This is a genomic window from Nicoliella lavandulae, assembly GCF_037546185.1.
GTDB classification, from domain to species: Bacteria; Bacillota; Bacilli; order Lactobacillales; family Lactobacillaceae; genus Nicoliella; species Nicoliella lavandulae.
This window is the reverse complement of sequence record NZ_JAWMWH010000001.1, coordinates 566746-587978: the sequence shown is the minus strand read 5'-3', so window position 1 is coordinate 587978 and position 21233 is coordinate 566746. Positions and strand designations below refer to the sequence as shown.

At 38.4% G+C, this 21233-nt stretch carries 22 protein-coding genes; 10 read left to right on the top strand and 12 right to left on the bottom strand.

The features are described from left to right. Positions 1–14: 14 nt before the first annotated feature. Positions 15–467 (bottom strand): MerR family transcriptional regulator, encoded by a 453-nt coding sequence (locus tag R4146_RS02710; RefSeq protein WP_339959912.1) that lies wholly within the window; start codon positions 465–467, stop codon positions 15–17. 238 nt (positions 468–705) lie between these two features. Between R4146_RS02710 and R4146_RS02705 the strand changes: the two genes are divergently transcribed. Beyond that, positions 706–1176, top strand: coding sequence for a C40 family peptidase (locus R4146_RS02705; protein WP_339959911.1), 471 nt, complete (start codon positions 706–708; stop codon positions 1174–1176). A gap of 68 nt (positions 1177–1244) precedes the next feature. On the opposite strand, the gene R4146_RS02700 is transcribed toward R4146_RS02705, so the two are convergent. Both R4146_RS02700 and R4146_RS02695 read right to left on the bottom strand, forming a co-directional pair. Next, positions 1245–1898 (bottom strand): histidine phosphatase family protein, encoded by a 654-nt coding sequence (locus R4146_RS02700; protein ID WP_339959910.1) that lies wholly within the window; start codon positions 1896–1898, stop codon positions 1245–1247. A gap of 35 nt (positions 1899–1933) precedes the next feature. Beyond that, on the bottom strand, positions 1934–2218 hold the full coding sequence (locus R4146_RS02695; protein WP_339959909.1) for a hypothetical protein: 285 nt from the start codon (positions 2216–2218) through the stop codon (positions 1934–1936). Positions 2219–2403: 185 nt separating this feature from the next. Between R4146_RS02695 and R4146_RS02690 the strand changes: the two genes are divergently transcribed. Beyond that, positions 2404–4539: an LTA synthase family protein gene (locus R4146_RS02690; RefSeq protein WP_373695332.1), complete on the top strand. Its 2136-nt coding sequence runs from the start codon at positions 2404–2406 to the stop codon at positions 4537–4539. A 20-nt stretch (positions 4540–4559) separates the two neighbouring features. Further along, on the top strand, positions 4560–5354 hold the full coding sequence (locus R4146_RS02685) for a potassium channel family protein (RefSeq protein ID WP_339960643.1): 795 nt from the start codon (positions 4560–4562) through the stop codon (positions 5352–5354). On the opposite strand, the gene R4146_RS02680 is transcribed toward R4146_RS02685, so the two are convergent. Then, complete coding sequence (locus tag R4146_RS02680) at positions 5355–6344, bottom strand: NAD(P)/FAD-dependent oxidoreductase (RefSeq protein ID WP_339959907.1); 990 nt, start codon at positions 6342–6344, stop codon at positions 5355–5357. A 101-nt stretch (positions 6345–6445) separates the two neighbouring features. Between R4146_RS02680 and R4146_RS02675 the strand changes: the two genes are divergently transcribed. Beyond that, entirely contained in the window at positions 6446–7240 is a 795-nt protein-coding gene (locus tag R4146_RS02675; protein ID WP_339959906.1) for an alpha/beta fold hydrolase, read from the top strand. A gap of 113 nt (positions 7241–7353) precedes the next feature. Further along, positions 7354–7620, top strand: a complete 267-nt coding sequence (locus R4146_RS02670) for a hypothetical protein (RefSeq protein WP_339959905.1) — start codon at positions 7354–7356, stop codon at positions 7618–7620. A gap of 48 nt (positions 7621–7668) precedes the next feature. Here the strand turns inward: R4146_RS02670 and R4146_RS02665 are convergent, their stop codons facing one another. Further along, on the bottom strand, positions 7669–8703 hold the full coding sequence (locus R4146_RS02665) for a PrsW family intramembrane metalloprotease (protein ID WP_339959904.1): 1035 nt from the start codon (positions 8701–8703) through the stop codon (positions 7669–7671). Positions 8704–8821: 118 nt separating this feature from the next. On the opposite strand from R4146_RS02665, the gene R4146_RS02660 reads away from it, so the two are divergent. Then, on the top strand, positions 8822–9784 hold the full coding sequence (locus tag R4146_RS02660; RefSeq protein WP_339959903.1) for a nucleoside hydrolase: 963 nt from the start codon (positions 8822–8824) through the stop codon (positions 9782–9784). A gap of 41 nt (positions 9785–9825) precedes the next feature. Here the strand turns inward: R4146_RS02660 and R4146_RS02655 are convergent, their stop codons facing one another. Together R4146_RS02655 and spx are read right to left on the bottom strand one after the other, a co-directional pair. Beyond that, on the bottom strand, positions 9826–10629 hold the full coding sequence (locus R4146_RS02655; protein WP_339959901.1) for a Cof-type HAD-IIB family hydrolase: 804 nt from the start codon (positions 10627–10629) through the stop codon (positions 9826–9828). A gap of 71 nt (positions 10630–10700) precedes the next feature. Continuing rightward, positions 10701–11099, bottom strand: coding sequence for a transcriptional regulator Spx (gene spx, locus R4146_RS02650; protein ID WP_339959900.1), 399 nt, complete (start codon positions 11097–11099; stop codon positions 10701–10703). 276 nt (positions 11100–11375) lie between these two features. Between spx and R4146_RS02645 the strand changes: the two genes are divergently transcribed. After that, entirely contained in the window at positions 11376–12929 is a 1554-nt protein-coding gene (locus tag R4146_RS02645; protein WP_339959899.1) for a bifunctional metallophosphatase/5'-nucleotidase, read from the top strand. Positions 12930–12962: 33 nt separating this feature from the next. On the opposite strand, the gene rny is transcribed toward R4146_RS02645, so the two are convergent. Both rny and R4146_RS02635 read right to left on the bottom strand, forming a co-directional pair. Further along, positions 12963–14564, bottom strand: coding sequence for a ribonuclease Y (gene rny, locus R4146_RS02640; RefSeq protein ID WP_339959898.1), 1602 nt, complete (start codon positions 14562–14564; stop codon positions 12963–12965). A gap of 51 nt (positions 14565–14615) precedes the next feature. Continuing rightward, positions 14616–15296 carry a type 1 glutamine amidotransferase gene (locus tag R4146_RS02635; RefSeq protein ID WP_339959897.1) on the bottom strand — a complete coding sequence of 227 codons (681 nt, stop codon included), beginning with the start codon at positions 15294–15296 and terminating at the stop codon, positions 14616–14618. Positions 15297–15433: 137 nt separating this feature from the next. On the opposite strand from R4146_RS02635, the gene R4146_RS02630 reads away from it, so the two are divergent. Both R4146_RS02630 and R4146_RS02625 read left to right on the top strand, forming a co-directional pair. Beyond that, complete coding sequence (locus R4146_RS02630; protein WP_339959896.1) at positions 15434–15874, top strand: helix-turn-helix domain-containing protein; 441 nt, start codon at positions 15434–15436, stop codon at positions 15872–15874. Between the two features lie 13 nt (positions 15875–15887). After that, positions 15888–16730: an SAM-dependent methyltransferase gene (locus R4146_RS02625; protein WP_339960642.1), complete on the top strand. Its 843-nt coding sequence runs from the start codon at positions 15888–15890 to the stop codon at positions 16728–16730. Between the two features lie 34 nt (positions 16731–16764). Here R4146_RS02625 and R4146_RS02620 read toward each other — a convergent pair whose 3' ends face one another. Next, positions 16765–17247, bottom strand: coding sequence for a hypothetical protein (locus tag R4146_RS02620; protein WP_339959895.1), 483 nt, complete (start codon positions 17245–17247; stop codon positions 16765–16767). Positions 17248–17265: 18 nt separating this feature from the next. Beyond that, positions 17266–17667: a hypothetical protein gene (locus R4146_RS02615; RefSeq protein ID WP_339959894.1), complete on the bottom strand. Its 402-nt coding sequence runs from the start codon at positions 17665–17667 to the stop codon at positions 17266–17268. Between the two features lie 100 nt (positions 17668–17767). Between R4146_RS02615 and R4146_RS02610 the strand changes: the two genes are divergently transcribed. Then, complete coding sequence (locus tag R4146_RS02610) at positions 17768–18643, top strand: RluA family pseudouridine synthase (protein ID WP_373695331.1); 876 nt, start codon at positions 17768–17770, stop codon at positions 18641–18643. A gap of 69 nt (positions 18644–18712) precedes the next feature. Here the strand turns inward: R4146_RS02610 and R4146_RS02605 are convergent, their stop codons facing one another. Next, positions 18713–21109 carry a phosphoketolase family protein gene (locus R4146_RS02605; RefSeq protein WP_339959892.1) on the bottom strand — a complete coding sequence of 799 codons (2397 nt, stop codon included), beginning with the start codon at positions 21107–21109 and terminating at the stop codon, positions 18713–18715. Positions 21110–21233 lie beyond the last annotated feature (124 nt).

Genomic DNA, 21233 nt, shown 5'->3' with positions numbered 1-21233 from the left:
CAATGAGGTGTTTTTTAGTTGTGATCCAGTTTATCAACCGGGATCACTTTATATTCAGTTTCATCATTTTCATCCAAACGCCCATACAAATAACTAGTTTTGGCTTTATCAAAGTAGCCCATGTTAATCATTAATTTACCATCAATGTTTTCAATGCCACTAACTGAATGGTAAATGAAATGATGCATTGTTTCCATCATATCTTGGCGTTCATTTGTTTTTTGAACAGCGGCCTTTAAAGTATAGCCGTTGTCTAGATACTTTTTAATTAAGCCGACCCGAAAAAGATTTAACAATGTATAAACTCGTGAACTACTTGTATCATGACGCTGTGATTTAATAAAGCCCTTTTGATCCCAATAACGTAATTGGCGTGGTGAAACACCCGTCATTTTACTGACTTCGCCAATTCGGAAAATAATTTTATGGACATCAATCGGGGCTAATTTCAACTTATCTTCATCCATATTATTCACCCACTATTCGTGTATAAACATACTCTATCACATTATCCTTAAAATAAAACTAAAAATTTAAATTACAGCCTGTTATATGATTTAACTGACTTGCAACGCCTATGTTATCTTTCTGTAACATAAAATTGGTAATCTTATAACTGTTGTTTAAACGAATTAAAAATAAATTAAAAAATAAATCAAAAACCAAAAAATAAATTTTAAAAATCGAAAGGAATTAATTTATATTATGAATAGTCATTTGAAAAAAGCAATCGTAAGCATCGCAACCGCATTTACATTATTTACCACTGGATCAGCAATCGTCGCTAACCAAAGCGCACATGCTGCTACTAGTGACGAAGCAGCTTCATTAATTGATGAAGCTAATGATCACATGGGTGTAAGATACGTATATGGTGCTACTGGTCCTTCTTCATTTGATTGTTCAGGATTCACTAAATATGTTTACAAGCAAGCTTTAGGTGTTAACTTACAACGCACTGCTCAAGCTCAATATAACTCTAACAAAAAGGTATCAGTAAATTCACTTAAGAAGGGTGACCTTGTATTCTTCGGATCAAGTGCTCGTAGCATTTCTCACGTTGGAATGTACATTGGTGATGGTAAGATGATCGATGCCCAAAACCGTGGTGTGATCAAAGAAAGTATTTACTCATCATGGTGGAACCTTGTTGGTGCCGCACGTGTTGGTGACTAATTCATAATTATAAATTTAAAATGACTATTAAAAAGCCTAGCGCAATTAAATGCGTTAGGCTTTTTAACTTATTGAATATTATAATCAGTAACTTCAGTCCCTGAATCACTAATGCTTAACTTAGTAATACTGCCATTTGCAGGTCGTTCGGTAACGTCATATTTACCATTTCCAAAACGTTCTACAATACTAAGCACCGTATTACCATGGCTAATCATTAAAACATTATCGCCATCTTTTAGCTTAGGGTTATTTTTAATTAAATCTAACCCTTGATCTAAACGTTGCCAATACTCTGCATTGTTTTCAGCTTGATGAAATGGGTCGGCTTCCTTAAGATAATCCTTAGCAGTCCCAATGGAATCACTTTCGACAATGTCTTTAAACGTAGGCTTGCCATGTGGCGCTCCCGCTAAATACCAAGCTTGGTTCATATCAGTTCCTTCGAAGTAACCGTAAAATTCTTCTCGAAAGAATGGCGAAACGGTTAATTCCGGATGATTCCGTTGATTGGCTGATAAAATAATATTCGCAGTTTGTTCAGCCCGTGTAGTATCACTACAATAAGCAGCGCTAAACTCAACTTGCGCCAATTTATCAGCAGTTTGTTTGGCTCCATCGATTCCCTTTTGAGTCAATGGAGAGTTGCTCCATCCCTGTAACTTATTATAAATGTTGTAGTAAGTTTGTCCATGGCGCACAATATATACATTAATAGCCATTGGTTCATCCCCTCAAATTATCAGTCTATCCTTGATTATAATTCATGTGATAACATCTTGCGATAATATTGATTGGCAATTTTAGAATAGCGCAGTTGCCGAAGGGTGCGATAAATAATACACTTTAAGTCAAACAGCTTAATCGTACTATATGACAGTAACTGAGCAAAAATAAGGATTTCGGAACGTTTAACAACATCGGGATTATCTGTGAATTCGTACAATGTTGCCCGTAATTGATCCGGGTGAAATTCAACTGCACTACCATCATTTTGGACGACTTTTAGCTTAGCATCAGTAATTGATTTAGCTAAATCCACGGATAACCCCTCCCTTCCATTCGATTCTTTCCATATATGGGTATTTCATCTCTAATTATAACAATATATAGTATTTAAAGCACTGATAAGATTAATTTTTTTAATAATTCGAAACATTTCATGCTATTTTAGACAGATTTTGATAATATTAAATAAGTTAAAAGCACAAAAGGAGATCTTCTATCTTGCGAATCGTGAAACGACTTTTTCAAAAACTTAGCACTCGTTTAGGCCTGTTTTGGTTATTAGTCGGCTTATTCTGGATTAAAACCATTGCTGCTTATTTTATTGACTTCAAATTAGGCATTAGTGGTGGATTTGAAATGTTTGTAGCGCTTATTAATCCTGCTGCAACTACCATCTTAATATTTGGGATTGCACTATACTTTAAAAAAGCGCGCTTTTTTTACCCGTTAATTTTCATTTTAGACGTTTTAAATACCCTACTATTATATTTAAACGTCATTTACTACCGTGAATTTACTGATTTTATGACCATCAGTACCATGACCGGATATTCAAAAGTTAATCAGGGACTTAGTGGTAGTTCATTAGCATTAACCAAGCCGCATGACGTCATTTATTGGCTTGATATCATCTTAGTATTACTATTCGTTCTATTTAAGTTAATCAAGATCGATAAACGCCCACTAAAACGCAAAATGGGCTTTACCATTACCTCGATTGGAGCGTTAGCACTAGCATTTAACTTAACGTTAGGTGAAATGGATCGTCCCCAATTAATTACTAGAACGTTCGATCGGACTTACATCGTTAAGTATCTGGGCCTCGATGCTTTTACGGCATATGATGCTGCCAAATCACAACATACTAAGGACCTGCGTGCAATGGCTACTAAGTCAGAACTAAAGACCGTACTTAAATTTACACGCAATCACTACGCCCCGGCTAATCCTAAGATGGAAGGGATTGCTAAAGGCCGGAATGTAATTGTGATCCACTTGGAAAGTTTCCAACAATTTCTGATCGATAAAAAAGTCAATGGAAAAGAAGTTACTCCATTCTTAAATAAGCTCTATCACAGCAAGTCCACCTATGCATTTAATAATTTCTTCCATCAAGTTGGTCAGGGAAAGACCTCCGATGCTGAAAATATGTTAGAGACTAGTACGTATGGTCTCCCCCAAGGTTCACTATTTGCCCAATTGGGGAATGATAATACCTTCCAAGCTGCCCCAGCCATTCTAAAACAAAATGGTAACTATACTAGTGCTGTTTTTCATGGTAATGTTGCTAGTTTTTGGAATCGGAATAATACGTATAAAAATATGGGTTATCAATACTTCTTTGATGCTAGTTACTATGATGTTTCTGGCGATAAATCCACTGGATATGGGTTAAAGGACAAGCTGTTATTCAATGACTCAGTGAAATATCTCGAAAACTTACAACAACCATTCTATGTTAAATACATTACGGTTACTAACCATTTTCCATACACCCTTGATTCAGAAGATGAAGATAAGAATTTCAAGACTGCTGATACCGATGACTCCGTGGTTAATAATTACTTCGAAACAGCTCATTATCTAGACCAATCCATCAAAGAATTCTACGCTTACCTAAAGAAAGCTGGATTACTAAAGAACTCACTGATCATGTTGTACGGTGATCATTACGGAATTTCTGATACTGAAAACCAAAACTTAGCTAAACTCCTAGGTAAGAATCCAAATGATTGGAATGACTATGATAATGCCCAAATGCAACGGGTTCCGCTGATGTTTAACATTCCAGGTGAAAAGCATGGTTACATTAGTCATAAATATGGTGGTGAAATTGATGTCTTACCAACCCTACTTCATTTACTAGGCGTTAATTCAAAGCCATTCGTTCAATTTGGAACCGACCTCTTTTCCAGTAAGCACGACCAAGTGGTTGCATTTCGGAATCGAGACTGGGTCAGTCCCGAATACACATCAGTTAGTGGTACTATTTACAGTAATCACACTGGTAAAGTTGCTAAACTATCTAAGCAACAGAAACAACAAATTGCTAAGATTAAAAAGCAAGTGGCCCAAGAGCTATCCCTATCGGATACCTTAAATGAACAAAATCTATTGAAGTTCTATAAACCAAAGGGATTTAAAGCCGTTAATGCTGACGATTATAACTATTCTGATGGTTTGAAAAAAGCCCAGGCAATTGAAAAGCAACTCGGTAAAAAATCGACTAGTTTATTGTCTAAGGACGGTGGTAAATCAACCACTAATCTATACAAGACTAATGCGCCTGAAGTTGGTCACAGTTCTACTGACTCCAATCGACTTAAGGTCACTAATCAAGATGCTAACAAATAGCAATCATCATTAAGAGGTGAATTCCCATTACTAAGTCAACTAAACAAAAATGGCAGCTCCTTTATAACATTGTAATTGTTATCCTAGCTGTCACCTCAATCGTGATGGTAGTCTTAGACTACGTCCATGTAATTTATCTATACCGTGGCTGGATTCAATTCATCTACTATGGGATTTGGATTACATTTATTGTTGATTATGTCTGTAACTTAATTTTTAGTCATAACAAGCGCCACTTTTTAATTTCAACGTGTTTGGATCTGGTGTCGCTAATTCCTGGGCATCCCGTCTTTGTGTTCTTTCGAATTTATCGAGTAATTCGAATCATTCGTGGTTATCATATTTTTTGGCACCTAGGATGGGACGGTAAATTAACCAAAAAGATCCATCAATTTATTTATGATACTGGTTTTATATACATCTTTTCAGTCAGTATCATCATTTTAATCATTAGTGCCCTTATCTTCTCGCACTTTGAACACTATCCACTTAAAACGGCCATGTGGTGGGCCATTACCACTGCCACAACCGTTGGATATGGTGATATTGCTCCCCAAACCGCTGGTGGCCGTTTGGACGCCGCCGTCTTAATGATTGGTGGGGTTGGTTTTATCGGTTTGTTAACCTCATCGATTACCGACTTCTTCACTAAGAATAATGCGGCCAATGATGATACTTCAGATAAATTAGATAAGTTAATGCGCGAAGTTGACTTGTTAAATCAAGAGGTTCGTTACATGCGCAAAGAGTTAAATCAAAAACAAAAAACCACCGCTGCCAGCAAAAAGCCTAAGCAACGGCGGTCTAAAAAATAATTATCGTTTAATGGAAGTACTATGAACGGGATCATGACGGTCGGGGTACAGCGTTTTAACAATGTGATTGATTGCCAATGGTACCTCACCAAAGCCAGTGGCAATTAAAGTATCCTTGCCAGCGTATGTGGCCCCATCCCCAACGGCATAAACACCAGTTACGTTCGTTTGCATCCCCACCCCAGTTTCAAACATGTGATGATTTTCAGCTAAGTCAATTGACCATGTCTTCGACACCTTATTACTGGCAATAAAACCATAGTTAACCAATACCTTATCCGCTAAGATATCCACGGTATCATCAGCTGTCCGCATCTTTTTGGCAGTTACTAATACCTGGTCACGCTTAGCGGATATTTTTTTAATCAAATATGGAGTCACTAATTCAACGGAGGATTGATTTAAAACATCAACCATGTGTTCTAAGCCCCGAAACTCTGCGCGACGATGAATCAAATAGACCTGCTTAGCCACCTTTTCCAATAATAAGGCATTATCAACAGCAGAGTTACCACCACCAGCAACTACCACCGTTTTACCTTCAAAATCAGCTAAATCCTGAATGCTATAAACAATGTGACTGCCCTCAAGAGGTTCAATATCCTTTACTGCTAACTTCCGTGGTTCAAACGAACCACCACCAGTAGCAATTAATACTGATTTAGAACGGGTTGTTTCAATCGGGGTAGTGATGGTAAATTCACCATCAGCCTGGTCAATATCAGTAACGGCTTGGCCCGTTTTAATGTCGATATCCATGGTATTCATTTGATCATCGAGGTGGTCAACTAGTTGCTTGCCAGTTAATCCGGTAAAGCCAGCCACATCCAAAATTGTTTTTTCCGGATAGATAGCGTTGACTTGGCCACCTAATTCATCCAAGCTTTCGATTAATTGAACTTTTAAATTACGTAATCCAGCGTAAAAGCCCGCGAACATCCCAACGGGACCGCCACCAATGATTGTAATATCGTAAAGATTATCTTTCATTTTATTATTCCCACTTTTCTTTCATAATGTTTTATAATATCATGTTAATATTATATTAACATAGGTGTAAAACCTACGATTAAAGTAAAGGAAGTTTATCCATGCGTATTCGTAAAAGACACATCGGGATTGGAATTGTCCTGGTGATTGAAGCAATTATTTTCTGTTTTACAATTAATTGGCAGTTCCGTGGCAATGTTTTAAATAACGTGCAAGTGAATAAAACACGTACTGCGACCGTTTTTATTCCAGGATTTGCTGGAAATGCCGTTTCTACTGATGACTTTATTCAACAGTTCAGTGAACACAATATCGCTAGTCGGACTTTAAAAATTTACATTTCTAAGAATGGTAAGGTCTCGACCAAGGAACAGTATAAACAAGTGGAAAGTGACAATCCCCTTGTTCAACTGGTGTTCCAAGATAATACCCATCCATATAAAGAAAGTAACCAAATGGTGAACGTAATGCGGTATTTGAAGAATAATTACAATATTACCCACGTGAACCTATTAGGGCACTCTTCTGGTGGTAATATCGCTTATTACTACATGGTTAACCATCCCCATCTAAAAGACGTTCCAACGGTATCTAAGTTCGTATCGATTGCTGCGGATTATCCAACTAATGATCCATATGCTAAGGGTGGCCCTGCCAACCTACCAAAGAATCTTGAAATTTTAAACATCGCCGGTGAAATTTGGAATCTAAAAAGTGATGCCGAAGAAGCTGTCGACATTGTAAAACCAATGGGTAAGTTAGTTCAACCCCATGTTAAATCATATCAATTCTGGCTCTATCGTAGTGATCCACTAAGTGCTGAACATTCAATGCTCCACGAAAACCCAGTCATTGATAAACACATTGCTGGATTCTTATTCGGTTTTAAAAAGTAATTATTAAACGGTTAGTGAAAATCACTGACCGTTTTTTGTATGCTTAAACGCCCTGTGTTATAATGTTTTTATCGAATACACAAGAATGGTTACGTATCATAAGGAGATAAATAATGTTTAAATTAAGAACTAGCTTAGCTATTTCAGTAGCAACGATTGGTTTCATTAGTGGCTTAACTGCAATCCAACCTGTAAAAGCTGATGGTATGAATAACAAGTGTGTATATATTCGTAAAGACGGCTTTCACTACTCACCTAATCGTAATCAAGCTGATGGTAATGGTAAAGTATATCGCATTCCATTACAACAAGCTCAACAACGGGGCTTTACTAAACTTGGTGTAAAACCACAACGCCATATTAATCGCTTTATTAGATAATTAAATTCAAAAAGGCATCTCACCATCAAACAGATGATGAGATGCCTTTTATTTACGTCGATAGTGCCGCCGAATCACTTGTCCTTGAAGCGTCCGGACTTCCCGTAGTCCGGCATCAATCAAAATAAAGATAACGATCCAACCAACTAAGATCAAAAAGATTTTCTGTAGATAGAAATCATCGACCCACCCAATTGGCAGATTCCAGTCCCACATGGAATGTAAAAAAACGGCCACTAAATAATAGGTCATAAAGTGAATATTGGTCAATGCATTGCGGAATTTAAACTGTTTAAACCGTTGCTTACCAAGAATAACAGCTGCCCCCACAATTGCTGACCAAATCGTATGCGTACCAATTGCTTGCCAGCTTCGAACGAATATCGTTACCAACCCGTATTCATTAGTATAGCCGGATGTTTCAAACACAGCAAAGCCAGCACCAATGGCAGCCCCAATTAACATCCCATTCAAAATATAATTTAGCTTTAGTCGATTGATAAAAATCACAATAATGATTGTTTTAGCAGTTTCTTCAATCAACCCCACTAAGATTGCAGAACCTAATGAGATTCCGTTTCCCGATGGAACAATATCGTATAGGATCATGGTAGCGACTAATGATGCCACCCCACCAACCAGAAATACGGTAAAGACCGTCATTAACGAAATATTGCGGTACACATTCATTTCAAAAAACATGATCAGAATTGAAAATGGAACTACCAATGCCCCGACCACCATCATTCCTGGGACTGCCTTATCACTCCCAAAAACCAGGTATAGGGCCGTTAATAATGCGAATGTAAAGCCCAGTAATGAAAAGAAACGGGAAAACAACCATGGTTCGACTGGGGCTGATGAAACCTTCGTTAAGGCTGGCGTCGTTGTTTTCGTCCCGGCAATCATAATTCGATCAGCTTCGTCACTAGAATGACGTTCAAACACCCGCTGAAAAATTCGGAAAACATGAATTTCCACGAATTGATTTCCCTTAGTTGCTTCATCCTTAATTCGAGCATAATTACGCTGCACCCCTAATAATGAAGTGGAAGCTGTAATTCGCCGCCATAAATTTATCATTGTGCTTTTTACTAACAATTTTCCACCTACTTCATTTTTCGTTTGTGTTTAAGGCCATTTTAAAGTATTATTACATTAAATAACTAGTTTTAATTATTAAATTACGGGGAGTTTAAAAATGACAAATAAAAAAGTGATTTTAGATCTAGATACAGGAATTGATGATGCCATGGCCCTCGCCTATGCTGTTGCTGCACCAGGTTTAGATTTGATTGGGGTAGCTAGTTCCTATGGAAACCTAGTTGCTGAAGGGGCTGCTGAAAATTCGTTAAAAATTTTAGAATTAGTTGGCCACACTGACATTCCAGTATACGTGGGCGAAACGCATCCTTCTACTTCTGATCATTTTGATAGATTGCCAGTGAGTGCTCATATCCATGGTGAAAACGGAATTGGGGATGTTGAACTACCAACGCCAAAGCGTAAACCCGAAAAGCAAGGCGCAGTTGACTTTATGATTGAATCCGCCCATAAATATGGTAAGGATTTAATTATCATCCCAACCGGTGCGCTTACCAACGTTGCAGCTGCGATTAAAAAGGATCCAGCCATCGTTGATTTAATCGGTAACGTGACTTTAATGGGTGGTGCTTTGACCGTCCAAGGTAACGTGTCCCCATTTGCAGAAGCCAACATCAGCCAAGATGCAGAAGCTGCAAACGAAGTATTCACTAGCCCCCTTCATGATACAATGGTGGGCTTAGACGTGACATTACGGACCCTACTCACTAAAAAGGAAACTCAACAATGGCGTGATCTAGGTACTAACGCTGGGGCTAAGTTCGCTGATATCGTTGATTATTACATTGATATCTATGCCGAACTATATCCACACTTAGATGGCTGTTCACTTCATGATCCCCTCGCGGTTGGGGTGGCTGAAGATCCATCATTTGTCCGGACGTTAGATATCGATATGATCGTAAATACCGATAAGGAAAAGTACGGTCGGACGATTGGTGATAATACTAGATTAGATGATCCAAACCCTTCCGTCAGTGCTGCAATCGAAGTTGATGCTGATCGGTACTTAGAAACATTTATGAACTACCTTACTAATTTATTTAAGAACAATCAATAAATTGGAAAAGCTGCTAAGTTAAAGCCTAGCAGCTTTTTTAATTATTTAAAATATCTAGTTAAAAATTCAGCAACACCATCATGATCATTATCAAAGGTCGTAGTGGCATTTGAAACGGCTTTAGCTTCCGGACTACCATTTTGCATTGCAACGCCCATGCCAGCCTGCTTAAGCATTTCTAAATCATTTTCAGCATCACCAAATGCCATTAAGTTATTAAAGGTCCAGCCAAAGTGAGTTAATAATGCTTTGAGTCCGACTGCCTTGTTCATATGCGGTGCTAAAAACTCTAAGATGTTTGGCTGGGAGCGAACTACATGGTACTTACCAGCTGAATCAAATGCTGCCCGGGCTTGATCTAAACGACTTGGATCAGTCGACATAATGGCCTTACTATACTCAATCTGGTCTGATAAATCAGCAAAAGTTGTGGGAATGAACTGAACATCCGCCTTCATAATTTGGTGATATTGCGAAGGTGCTAACTCCGTTAATTCGTAAATTGAATCAAAATCTAAAATGTTTAACGGATCGTTATTAGCCTGGACAAATTGCATTAACGGAACGAAGTCTTCCTTAGTAAGCCCGTGTTTAAAAATGGCTGCCCGCGTAGCATTATTAATAACCAACGAACCGTTAAAGGTAATCGTATAATCATTAACACCAGTTAACCCCAGTTGATTTATGTAGTCTTGAATTACATTAATCGGGCGGCCGGTACAAATGACAATTTTCAGCCCAGCCGCATGCAATTGTTTTAATATTTGTGTATTGGCGGCACTAATTGTTTTATCACTAGTTAAGAGCGTGGCATCTAAGTCCAACGCAATCATTTTAATTTCCATTGTGGTCTCCATTCTACAAAAAAGGCATTAATTCCCATACAGAAATTAATGCCTTAGTTTTAATTACGGAATTATGCACCCAATTGAGATTCTAATTGACGTAATTCTGCTTCTCTGACTTTACGTGGTAAGAAGCGACGAATTTCTTCTTCATTATAACCAACTTCTAGGCGTTTATCATCAAAGATGATTGGACGTCTAATTAAATCAGGGTATTTCACAACCAACTTAATTAGTTGTGAAACTGATAAGTCGTCTAGGTTAAGGTTTAGCTTCTTAAAAATGTTAGAACGAGTAGAGATAATATCTTCACTACCATTTTCAGTCAAGCGAAGAATTTGCTTTACTTCATTAGCATTCAATGGGTTGGAGTTGATATTGCGTTCCTTGAATGCAATATCATGTTCCTTAAGCCAAGCCCGTGCCTTCCGACTTGATGCACTACTTGGTGCGACATAAAGATTTAACATGAACATCCACTCCTTTAAGTGTATTGGATATATCGAGATTATAGGACAAAAACATATAAAGTGTGATACATTTTCACTTATAATCATTTTTATAGTATCATAGTTAAATAGATAGTCAATACAAAGTTCAAATTAATTAAAAAAAGATAGAAGTTCTTAAATTATAATCTTTATAATTAACAATTCCTTAATTTATTAAGAATATTAAAATTTACATTAAAGTTAATAACGACTATAATTTTAGATAACTAAAATTAATGCAACGGAGGTGTATGTATGAAATTAACGATTCTATCCACCAGTGATACTCATGGGTTCATTGAACCAACTAATTACGTTAGTGCTCAAAATGATAAACCCTTTGGTCTAGAACGAGCCGCTTCATGCATCAAACATTTACAATCCGAATGTAAAAACACCATTACAATTGATAATGGTGATTATCTTGAAGGATCACCACTAGCTTATTACATAGCTAAAATTAAAGATCAATCCGGTCCAGACCAGATTGATGCATCGTTCAACATGATCAATTATGACTATGGCGTCTTAGGTAACCACGAGTTTAATTATGGATTACCATACTTACAAAATTCAATTAAGCATACGCACCGTCAGGATTTATGCGCAAACATTGTGGACCAAAATGGCGACCACGTGTTAGGTGCACCGTATGCGATTAAAGAAATTGATGGCGTTAAAGTTGGCATTATTGGAATGACGACCCGTGGTGCTACCAAGTGGGAGTCATCTGAAAACATTATTGGCTTACAATTTCTCTCCGTTGCCGAAACCGCAAGTAAATACGTTCCAATCGTTAGACAACAGGCCGATGTCGTTGTTATTGCCTATCATGGCGGATTCGAACGGAATAGTGAAGGCGTCGCGACCGAACCACTCGAAGGTTCTGAAAATGAAAGTTATGCGATGCTAAAAGACGTTCCTGGGATTGATGCACTTGTAACGGGCCATCAACATCGTAAGATTGCTAGTAAACTGTTTAACGTTCCTATCACCCAACCTGGTCATCGCGGTGAATTTGTTGGTAAAATTGATTTAAACATTGAAAAAGTGGATGGCAAATATCGAGTGACTAGCAGTGATGCTGAACTGGTCAAAACCGCTGACTATGCTCCCGACCCAGCAATCAAAAATTACATTAAGCCCCTTAGTCAACAGGTTAATCGATGGCTAGATGAACCCCTTTCTAAAATTGATGGTTCCCTTTACTTTGATGATGCGTTCGAAGCACGGGTGCATAAAACTAGCTTTATTGAGTTCATTCAAAAGGTTCAAATGGAAACAATGGGTGTGGATATTTCGGCCACTGCCTTATTTAATAATGAAGCTCATGGGTTTGAAAATCCAATTACCATGCGTAATATTATGACAAACTACGTGTATCCCAATAAATTGGCGGTCTTGGAAATTACTGGCGCCGATTTAAAAGCCGCAATGGAAATTAGTGCTAAGTATTTTGCACTAAAAGATGGTCAAATCGTGGTAAACGAGGCATTCATCTATCCGAAAGCTCGGCATTATAATTATGATATGTATGAAGGTGTCAATTACACCATTAAGGTGGGTAATCCAGAAGGCCAACGCATCATTGATTTAACATATCATGGTGAACCGGTTCGCCCAGACCAGAAGCTAAAGATTGTTTTGAATCAGTATCGGGCTTCTGGTGGCGGACACTTCCCCATGTTTAGTAACGATAAGGTCATTGCAAAGGATTCAGTGATGATGAGTCAATTAATCGCCAATTACTTACGCAACCATCCCCATATTAAAGCTACTAATAACCATAATTTCAAAGTCATTAAATAAAGAAAAAATCAGCCTGATCTACAGGCTGATTTTTTAGTTAGCGGCATTTGCATATCGCCGTCGCTTAGGATGATTAGGGTTATACCCTACATATTGAACTGCACTTAATTTTCGAATTGAAGTGACTTTAATCTTACCAGGGTAAGTTAAGTCCTGTTCGATTTGGTCGCGAACTTTTTGGGTCATCTTAGACATTTCTTCATCGTTTAATTCCTTTGGATTAACAATGATTCTAATTTCACGACCAGCTTGGATTGCATAGCTTTCTTTAACACCCTTTTGAGCATCAGCAATCTTTTCTAAGTTCTTAAGGCGACTAACGTATTCTTCCACTGATTCACTTCGTGCCCCTGGACGAGCTCCAGAGATGGCATCCGAAGTAGATATCAAGGTGGCAATTAAACTAATTGGCTCTACGTCACCGTGGTGCGCAGCAATTGCATTAACCACAATTGGGTTTTCATGGTAGGTTTCCGCAATTTTAACCCCTAGTTCAACGTGAGTGCCTTCGACTTCATGGTCAATTGCTTTTCCGATATCATGTAACATTCCAGCACGCCGTGCCATTCTTGCATCTAGGCCTAATTCACTAGCTAACACGCCAGCAATTTGAGCAACTTCAATGGAATGGTATAAAACGTTTTGGCCATAGCTAGTTCTAAACTTGAGCCGCCCAATGATTTTCATTAGGTCGGGATGCATTGCACCTAAGTGCAGTGATAGGACAACGTCTTCACCCGTTTCCCTTAGTTCATCGTTTACATTGTGTCGCGCATTATTAACTTGCGTTTCAATATTAGCATTATTAATTTGCCGCGAAACAATCAATGCATTTAAAGCCCGCCGAACAATTTCACGGCGGATAGGATCGTGGGTAACAATATGAAGTAATAGATATTCATCAGGATCAAACATTAATTGGGTTCCGGTTAACGTCTCAATCAAGCGTAAGTGTTGTTCGTCATGACTCAATAACCGATTTCTAGTTTCAGCATTGGGCACATTCACCGTTCGTTCAATGTGACTACGCGGAACGTCTTCAGGACCCCGTTGAATCGCTTCAATAATAACATTATCAGCGATTCGATTTGCGTATGTTTCCGTTGATTCAGTCATGTATTTAACTTCAACATCTCGTTCACGATCTAATTCGGTCTTGGTATCATCTAGGACCATTTGTTTGACCGTTTCATCATCTAGTAAACTTCGTTGGTTTAACACTGCGTGTCGATCAACAATCAACTGATCAGCGTGCGCTAACGTTTCCTTCACGTGTTGTTTGTTTTGAGCATTGGTAGCTTTAATTTCATTAAAGCGGATTTCATCATCATCAATGCGATTAGCTAATTGACGTAAATACTCATCATGTTGGCGAATGCGGGTTTCTCGCGTAACATTATCCGCTCTTTGCGTATTTAAATCTTCTAGAATCGTTTGTTGATATTCAGCGGTACTCCGGTGGTTCTTCTTAATAATTCGTTGCTTTTTATTTTCGATATGCGCTAATTTGGTTGCTAAATAATCATCTGCATCCCGCTTAGCTTGAGCCAACTTCTTGCTGGTTTGCTTATTACTGGCAACTACTCCACCCGCAATGCCGACGAATACCATTACGATTCCAAATAATGGAAACACTAATTACGACCTCCCTTCCATGATTAGTCAATTAATAATATGATAACACATTTATTTAGTGATGGAATCCAATAGTTGGTATAGCACGGCCCGATTTTCATCACTGCCCTTACCATTACTAATTTGTTCAGCCGTTTGTTGGACTTCATTTGGTGCATCGGTCGCATCAATAAAGTCACGATCAAAATCAATCAACCGGTTTAAATCATCTTGTCCAATTTCAAAATGGAATTGTAGACCGATAATGTTATCACCAAGCATGAACCCTTGGTTACGATCTAAATCATCTTTGAATAACCGTACGCCATCTGCTGGAATCGTAAATTGTTGATTATGCCAATGTAATACATTTAATTCATCTGGTAATTCAATTGATGAATTAGTTGATTGAACCGGCATCCAACCAATTTCCGTAGTAATCAAGTTATCAACTAACGCCCCAAAAGCTAACGCAATTTGTTGTGCACCTAAACATACCCCAAAAATAGGTTTATGCGCATTATGAGCTCGGTGAATTAAGTCTCGTTCGTCTGCTAACCAATCGAGCGTATCTTCGGCACTATTGCCACCACCCATAATGACTAGTAAATCAAATTGATCAGGTCGAATCTTGGCAATATTTACCCCTAAATCAGGACGTAAGATTTCAATATCATAGTCATGATCATCTGCCCAGTCAGCAATCATTGCTGGCCCTTCTACTTCATTGTGTTGTAATACTAACATTTTCATTTTAATTAACCCTCTTTTAATTTTGTATCGACTAACTTAATTATAACTAAATTATGTTAATAGGTCGATTACTTATACTCTTTATAGTATTCATAGTGACAAATTGACGGTATAATAAAGTTAAGGAGTGATTTTATATGATGTTAAAAAACTTTGGTAAGCGACTCCGGACGCTAAGACGTGGTCGGCATCTAACCCAAGCTAAGTTAGCTGCGGCTTTAAATGAACAATTTGGTACCCACCCACGTGCAAATAGTGTAGCTCAATTGGGCAAATGGGAATTAGGATTACGTTCCCCATCAATCCCTGAATTAATTAAGTTAGCAACCTTTTTCAACGTTAGCATTGATTTCTTAGTCGACCGGACTGAAAACGATGCCAATGTGGTTGAATTATCTACCATTCTCGTTAGCACGAACGAACTTAAATTTAATAACCAACCCCTAACCCAGGACGATAAAAGTCAAATCTTCGAATTAATCACTGCATTCATGAAGGGTAAGGCTGGTCGTAAACCAAGCGAACAACCAAAAAGTATGCAAGAAGAGTTATCCCTAGACTTAGACTCAAAAGATTAAGGAGGCACTCACAATTAATCGCAAAAAATTAATTAAAAAGCTTAAGAAAAATAATCAAATTAAACAAACACCAGGCTATATTGAAGAATTAAAACAATATACCAACTTATTTAGTGATTTTGGTGAAATTAAGTTTTTAATTAACAATGTGTTAGTTAGTAATCGATTGCTTAGCGAAGGTAATTTACCCCAAGATCTACCTAACCTATTGTTACCTGACGACATTCAAGACCAAATCTTTAAGAAGGTTAACGAACAATATCCAGCCAATGATCCAAAGGGCGATCAACTTTGGAATCAATATTCAGCAGCATTACCTAAGCTAGACCAACTTTTACGTTCCTACCGTGACTACTTAGAAAAGCAATATGGAATGTGGGCCTACATTTCAGCTCCATTCGTCAAAGACATTGCTGACTTTGTAGGTAATGACAAGGTTTTAGAAGTAATGGCTGGCAACGGCTACATTTCAAAGGGCCTGCGCAATAATAATGTCGATGTTATTGCTACCGATAGCCTAGAATGGGTCAATGAAAATGAAACCGGTAAGCACCTAGTCACTAACGTGGAGCAACTAAGTGCCATTGACGCATTCCATAAGTATGAAGATCAAATTGACGACATTATTATGTGTTGGTCCCCTGATGGCGTGCCCGTTGACTGGGAGTTACTACAAGCCATCCGGAAATCTAACCACCATATTCGCTTGATCGTCATTGGTGAACCAAATGGTGCCACTAATTCAAAAGCCTTTTGGCAGAACGCTAAATTTATTGATAATGATGAAGTTAAGCGCCTAAACCGTCATCACCAACCATTTGATTTAATTCATGATCAGTTGTTAATTGCTGAATAAAAAGACTTGTCTGGGTAGACAAGTCTTTTTTGAACTATTCAGTTTCTTCAGCTTCTTCGGTCCCTGCCGCTAAACTAGCATCAATTTTGGCTAATTGTTCATGCATCCAATCTGCAATGCGAGTTACCGCAGCAGCTTGTTGGGCAACAAATTCGTCTGCAGTTGCTACTTCATCAATGCGTAATTTGGAACGGTTCACATCTGGAGATTCAACAATCATGTAAACATTAACCGGTTGTTGACCATCACCAGACATAATTTTGCTGATTGCCTTAGCGTAACGCAATGGTAAGTTAATGATGCTAGTTTCTAATCTAAATTGAGTATCAGCATCAGCAACTTCTAAGCGCGCCTGGGCAATAGCACCAGATTGAATTTGTTCAGCAATAAATTGCACCATTGGGCCTACGCTTTGTTTAATATCTTGTTCTAAGTTTGCGCGTTCAACCGTAAAGTTGGTTGATTTAAAGTCTTCATCGGTTATTTGATCAATAAATTTTTGTGCATCAATTTCCATTTAATATCCCACCAATTTCTATTTATCTTTTTGTTGTTGCTTTAGTTTTTCAGCAACCCGTCGTTTAGAATTATTAAAGACCAATCGGAACCAAACTACGTTAATAAAAATACCAAATATTCCCAGGCATAAATTAACGATCCGCAGCCATAAACTAATGGACCCATCGGTAATTAACGTAACTGATGTAATAAAGCTTAGGGTATAAAAAATCATAATTAGCCCTAAAATATGGTATGCCACTTGCACTCGCCAATATGCTAATAACATGGGGATAAAGTATAACACCGCCGCAATGATAATCGCCCGTAGCAACCCAGCACCAGTAATTAAAGATGAGCCTAACCACATCATAACGTTAATTAGTACAAACACTAGTAACGAGCAACTAGCACCGATATTTAAATTTTTATTTTGCATTTTGTCCATCCATTCTAAAAAGTTTATCTGATAATAACTTTGCCACATTCTACGGTGATAAACAACTATTTTTCATTTTTTCAGTTAAAAATTAAGGAGCGTGATTCAATTGAGTTGGCACTACCACCTCACCGCTACTAAATCTGGTGATGTCCGCACTATCTTAAAGCAACAACTTTTAATCCCTAAACATCTCATTTATCAACTGCGCAAAGCAAAGCGCGTTCAAATCAACCAACATTACTTACCCATGAATTTTACAGTGGAACAAGGTGCCAGCATCGACTTAACGTTTGAAGCGCAGGACTTTCACCAGGTTCAAATCCCAACTCCAGATGATGCGCAAAGCGTTGAACCCCTTTATGAAACCAACGACCTGATTGTCGTTAATAAACGACGAGGTGATAAAACCCACCCTAATCAACCGGGTGAATTAGGCGCTACCATTAACCATGTTGCTGCCTATCTAAAGCCACAAGGCCAAGTTCCATATATAATTCACCGATTAGATCAACAAACATCTGGAGCCATTATTTTCGGTAAGAATCCATCAGTTGTCCCCATTCTAACGCGCTTGATTAGTACTAAACAAATTAAACGCACTTATCTAGCATGGGTTACAGGGATTATCAATCAAGATCGTGGAACCATTGACCAGCCAATCGGAATCGATCCAACCGACCAACGCAAACGTCAGATCAACGGACCCAATGCTGCCCCAGCGGTTACTCATTTTACAGTTCAAAAACGCGACGTAAATCGCACCCTAGTTAAAATTGAACTAGAAACCGGGCGGACGCATCAAATTAGAGTCCATTTTGCATCCATTGGTCATCCATTAGTTGGCGATCCGTTGTACAACGAAGGTAGTCCGGCCCCACTCCAATTACATTCAGCTGAATTAACTTTAATTCGCCCCTTTTACATGCAAACTAAGTTTATCACCGCCCCGCTGCCTGATGACTTCATTATGTAAAAAAAGTTCCGAACCATAAATGGTCCGGAACTTTTTAATTATGCTTTAATTGTAATTATCGAGATGAAATTACTTTAAAGGCTTCCAAGTCCAGTCGTTAACTTCTGGTAAGTCAGTACCTTCATCACGGATAAAGGCATTGTGCTTAGCAATCATATCGTCCATGTGTTGTACGAATGATTGACCCTTGATTGAGTATTCTGGGATGTCATTAACAACTTCCTTAGCAAGACTGAAACGGTCAAGTTGGTTAAGAACACGCATGTCAAATGGAGTAGTAATATCACCATTTTCACGGTAACCGTGTACGTGTAAGTTGTGGTTATGACGATCGAAGAAGAATCCTTTGACCATGTCTTCAAAGCCGTGGAATGCGAATACAACTGGCTTATCAGTAGTAAATAATTGATCAAATTTTTCGTCGCTAATAGCACGAGGATCCAACTTAGGTGAACGAAGTCTCAAGATATCAACAACGTTGATAAAACGAATCTTCATTTCTGGGAATTGGTCGTGCAATAATGAAATTGCAGCTAATGATTCCCAAGTAGGTTCAGTGCCAGCAGCAGCGATAACTACGTCAGGTTCTTGACCTTGGTCAGTTGAAGCCCAGTCTACGTAACCTAAACCATTGTGAACAAGGTTAGTAGCTTCTTCAATTGAGAACCATTGTGGACGTGGGTGCTTGGAAGTAACGATTAAGTTAATCTTTTCGTAACTTCTAAATGCAACGTCACCAACAGCTAATAAAGTATTAGCATCGGCTGGCAAGTATTCACGAATGAATTCTGGCTTCTTTTCAGCTAAGTGAGTAAGCATACCTGGATCTTGGTGAGTGTAACCATTGTGATCTTGTTGGAATACAGTGGAAGTATCAACAAAGTTCAATGATGGGTATTGCTTACGCCATGGTTGTTCAGCAGCCTTACGTAACCACTTGAAGTGTTGAGTTAACATTGAGTCAACAACACGACCGAATGATTCGTAAGTAGCAAAGAATCCATGACGACCAGTTAGAACGTAACCTTCTAACCAACCTTCAGCTTGGTGTTCTGATAATTGAGAATCAATTAATTGACCATGGTTAGCCATGTAAGCATCGTTTGGTTCTTCAATTTCTTCCATCCATTGACGGTTAGTGTTTTCGAACACACCGTAAAGACGGTTTGACATTGATTCATCAGGACCAAATGCACGGAAGTTAGTTGGGTTTAACTTAACAACTTCACCTAACCAGTTTGACCATACAACCATGTCTTGAGCAACTGGCTTTCCGTGACCTTCAGCTGCAATATCAACAGCGAAGTCGCGGTAGTCTGGTAACTTCAATGGTTCTGGCTTAAGACCACCATTAGTAATAGGGTTCATAGCCATCCGTTGGTCACCCTTAGGTGCCATGTCGATAACTTCTTGCTTGATAGTACCATCATCGTTTAAGAAGTCTTCTGGCTTGTATGACTTCAACCAGTCAACAAGCATGTCAGCATGTTCCATATCATTGGCATCAATAGGTAGTGGAACTTGGTGAGCACGGAATGAGTTTTCGATTGGTTCGCCTTCAAGGTTCTTCTTAGGACCAGTCCAACCCTTAGGAGTACGAAGAACAATAACTGGCCAGATTGGTTCCTTAACGTTATCTGGAGTTTCGTTTTCACGAGCGTTCTTTTGGATAGCCTTGATTTCTTCAACAACAGTATCTAAAGTCTTAGCCATCTTTTCGTGGTAAGCCATGTGATCATCGAAGTCATTTCCGTTTTCAACGAAGTAAGCCTTCCAGCCTAATCCCTTGAAGTAATCAGAAATTTCTTCATCTGACATACGGTTTAATAGAGTTGGGTTAGAAATCTTGAAACCATTTAAGTTAATGATTGGTAATACGGCACCATCAGTGATTGGGTTGATAAACTTGCTTGAGAACCAACCTGCAGCTAATGGACCAGTTTCGAATTCACCATCACCGATTTCAGTAGCAGCGATAACGTCTGGGTTATCTAAGATAGCACCAACACCGTGTGATAATGAGTAACCAAGTTCTCCACCTTCGTGAATTGAACCTGGAGTTTCAGGAGCAGCATGTGAAGCAACCCCACCTGGGAATGAGAATTGCTTGAATAATTTAGCCATACCTTCTTCATCTTGTGAGATGTTAGGGTAGATTTCTGAGTAACTACCATCAAGGTATGAGTTGGAAACCATAACTTGGCCACCATGACCGGAACCTTCAATGTAGAACATGTTAAGGTTGTACTTCTTAATTGCACGGTTTAAATGTGCGTAAATGAAAGTTTGGGAAGTAATAGTACCCCAATGTCCGATAGGTTTAACTTTAACATCATCAGAAGTCAAAGGCTTCTTTAATAATGGATTGGCACGCAAGTAAAGTTGACCTACTGATAAGTAGTTAGCAGCACGCCAGTACTTGTCAACTTCTTCCAAATATTCTTTGGAATCGAAATTTTCTGCCATTAATAACACTCCTTTAGTAATTTAAATACATAGATTAATAACGTCATTCATAAAATTAATCACAAAGGACTAATTTTATTTACAAACACTATGATAATAGATTTTGATTAAAAGTCAACCTTTT

Coding starts and splice junctions, on each gene's coding strand:
- R4146_RS02710 (WP_339959912.1), bottom strand. CDS start 467: ATGGATGAAGATAAGTTGAAATTAGCCCCGATTGATGTCCATAAAATT.
- R4146_RS02705 (WP_339959911.1), top strand. CDS start 706: ATGAATAGTCATTTGAAAAAAGCAATCGTAAGCATCGCAACCGCATTT.
- R4146_RS02700 (WP_339959910.1), bottom strand. CDS start 1,898: ATGGCTATTAATGTATATATTGTGCGCCATGGACAAACTTACTACAAC.
- R4146_RS02680 (WP_339959907.1), bottom strand. CDS start 6,344: ATGAAAGATAATCTTTACGATATTACAATCATTGGTGGCGGTCCCGTT.
- R4146_RS02675 (WP_339959906.1), top strand. CDS start 6,446: ATGCGTATTCGTAAAAGACACATCGGGATTGGAATTGTCCTGGTGATT.
- R4146_RS02670 (WP_339959905.1), top strand. CDS start 7,354: ATGTTTAAATTAAGAACTAGCTTAGCTATTTCAGTAGCAACGATTGGT.
- R4146_RS02665 (WP_339959904.1), bottom strand. CDS start 8,703: ATGATAAATTTATGGCGGCGAATTACAGCTTCCACTTCATTATTAGGG.
- R4146_RS02660 (WP_339959903.1), top strand. CDS start 8,822: ATGACAAATAAAAAAGTGATTTTAGATCTAGATACAGGAATTGATGAT.
- R4146_RS02655 (WP_339959901.1), bottom strand. CDS start 10,629: ATGGAAATTAAAATGATTGCGTTGGACTTAGATGCCACGCTCTTAACT.
- spx (WP_339959900.1), bottom strand. CDS start 11,099: ATGTTAAATCTTTATGTCGCACCAAGTAGTGCATCAAGTCGGAAGGCA.
- R4146_RS02645 (WP_339959899.1), top strand. CDS start 11,376: ATGAAATTAACGATTCTATCCACCAGTGATACTCATGGGTTCATTGAA.
- R4146_RS02635 (WP_339959897.1), bottom strand. CDS start 15,296: ATGAAAATGTTAGTATTACAACACAATGAAGTAGAAGGGCCAGCAATG.
- R4146_RS02630 (WP_339959896.1), top strand. CDS start 15,434: ATGATGTTAAAAAACTTTGGTAAGCGACTCCGGACGCTAAGACGTGGT.
- R4146_RS02620 (WP_339959895.1), bottom strand. CDS start 17,247: ATGGAAATTGATGCACAAAAATTTATTGATCAAATAACCGATGAAGAC.
- R4146_RS02615 (WP_339959894.1), bottom strand. CDS start 17,667: ATGCAAAATAAAAATTTAAATATCGGTGCTAGTTGCTCGTTACTAGTG.
- R4146_RS02605 (WP_339959892.1), bottom strand. CDS start 21,109: ATGGCAGAAAATTTCGATTCCAAAGAATATTTGGAAGAAGTTGACAAG.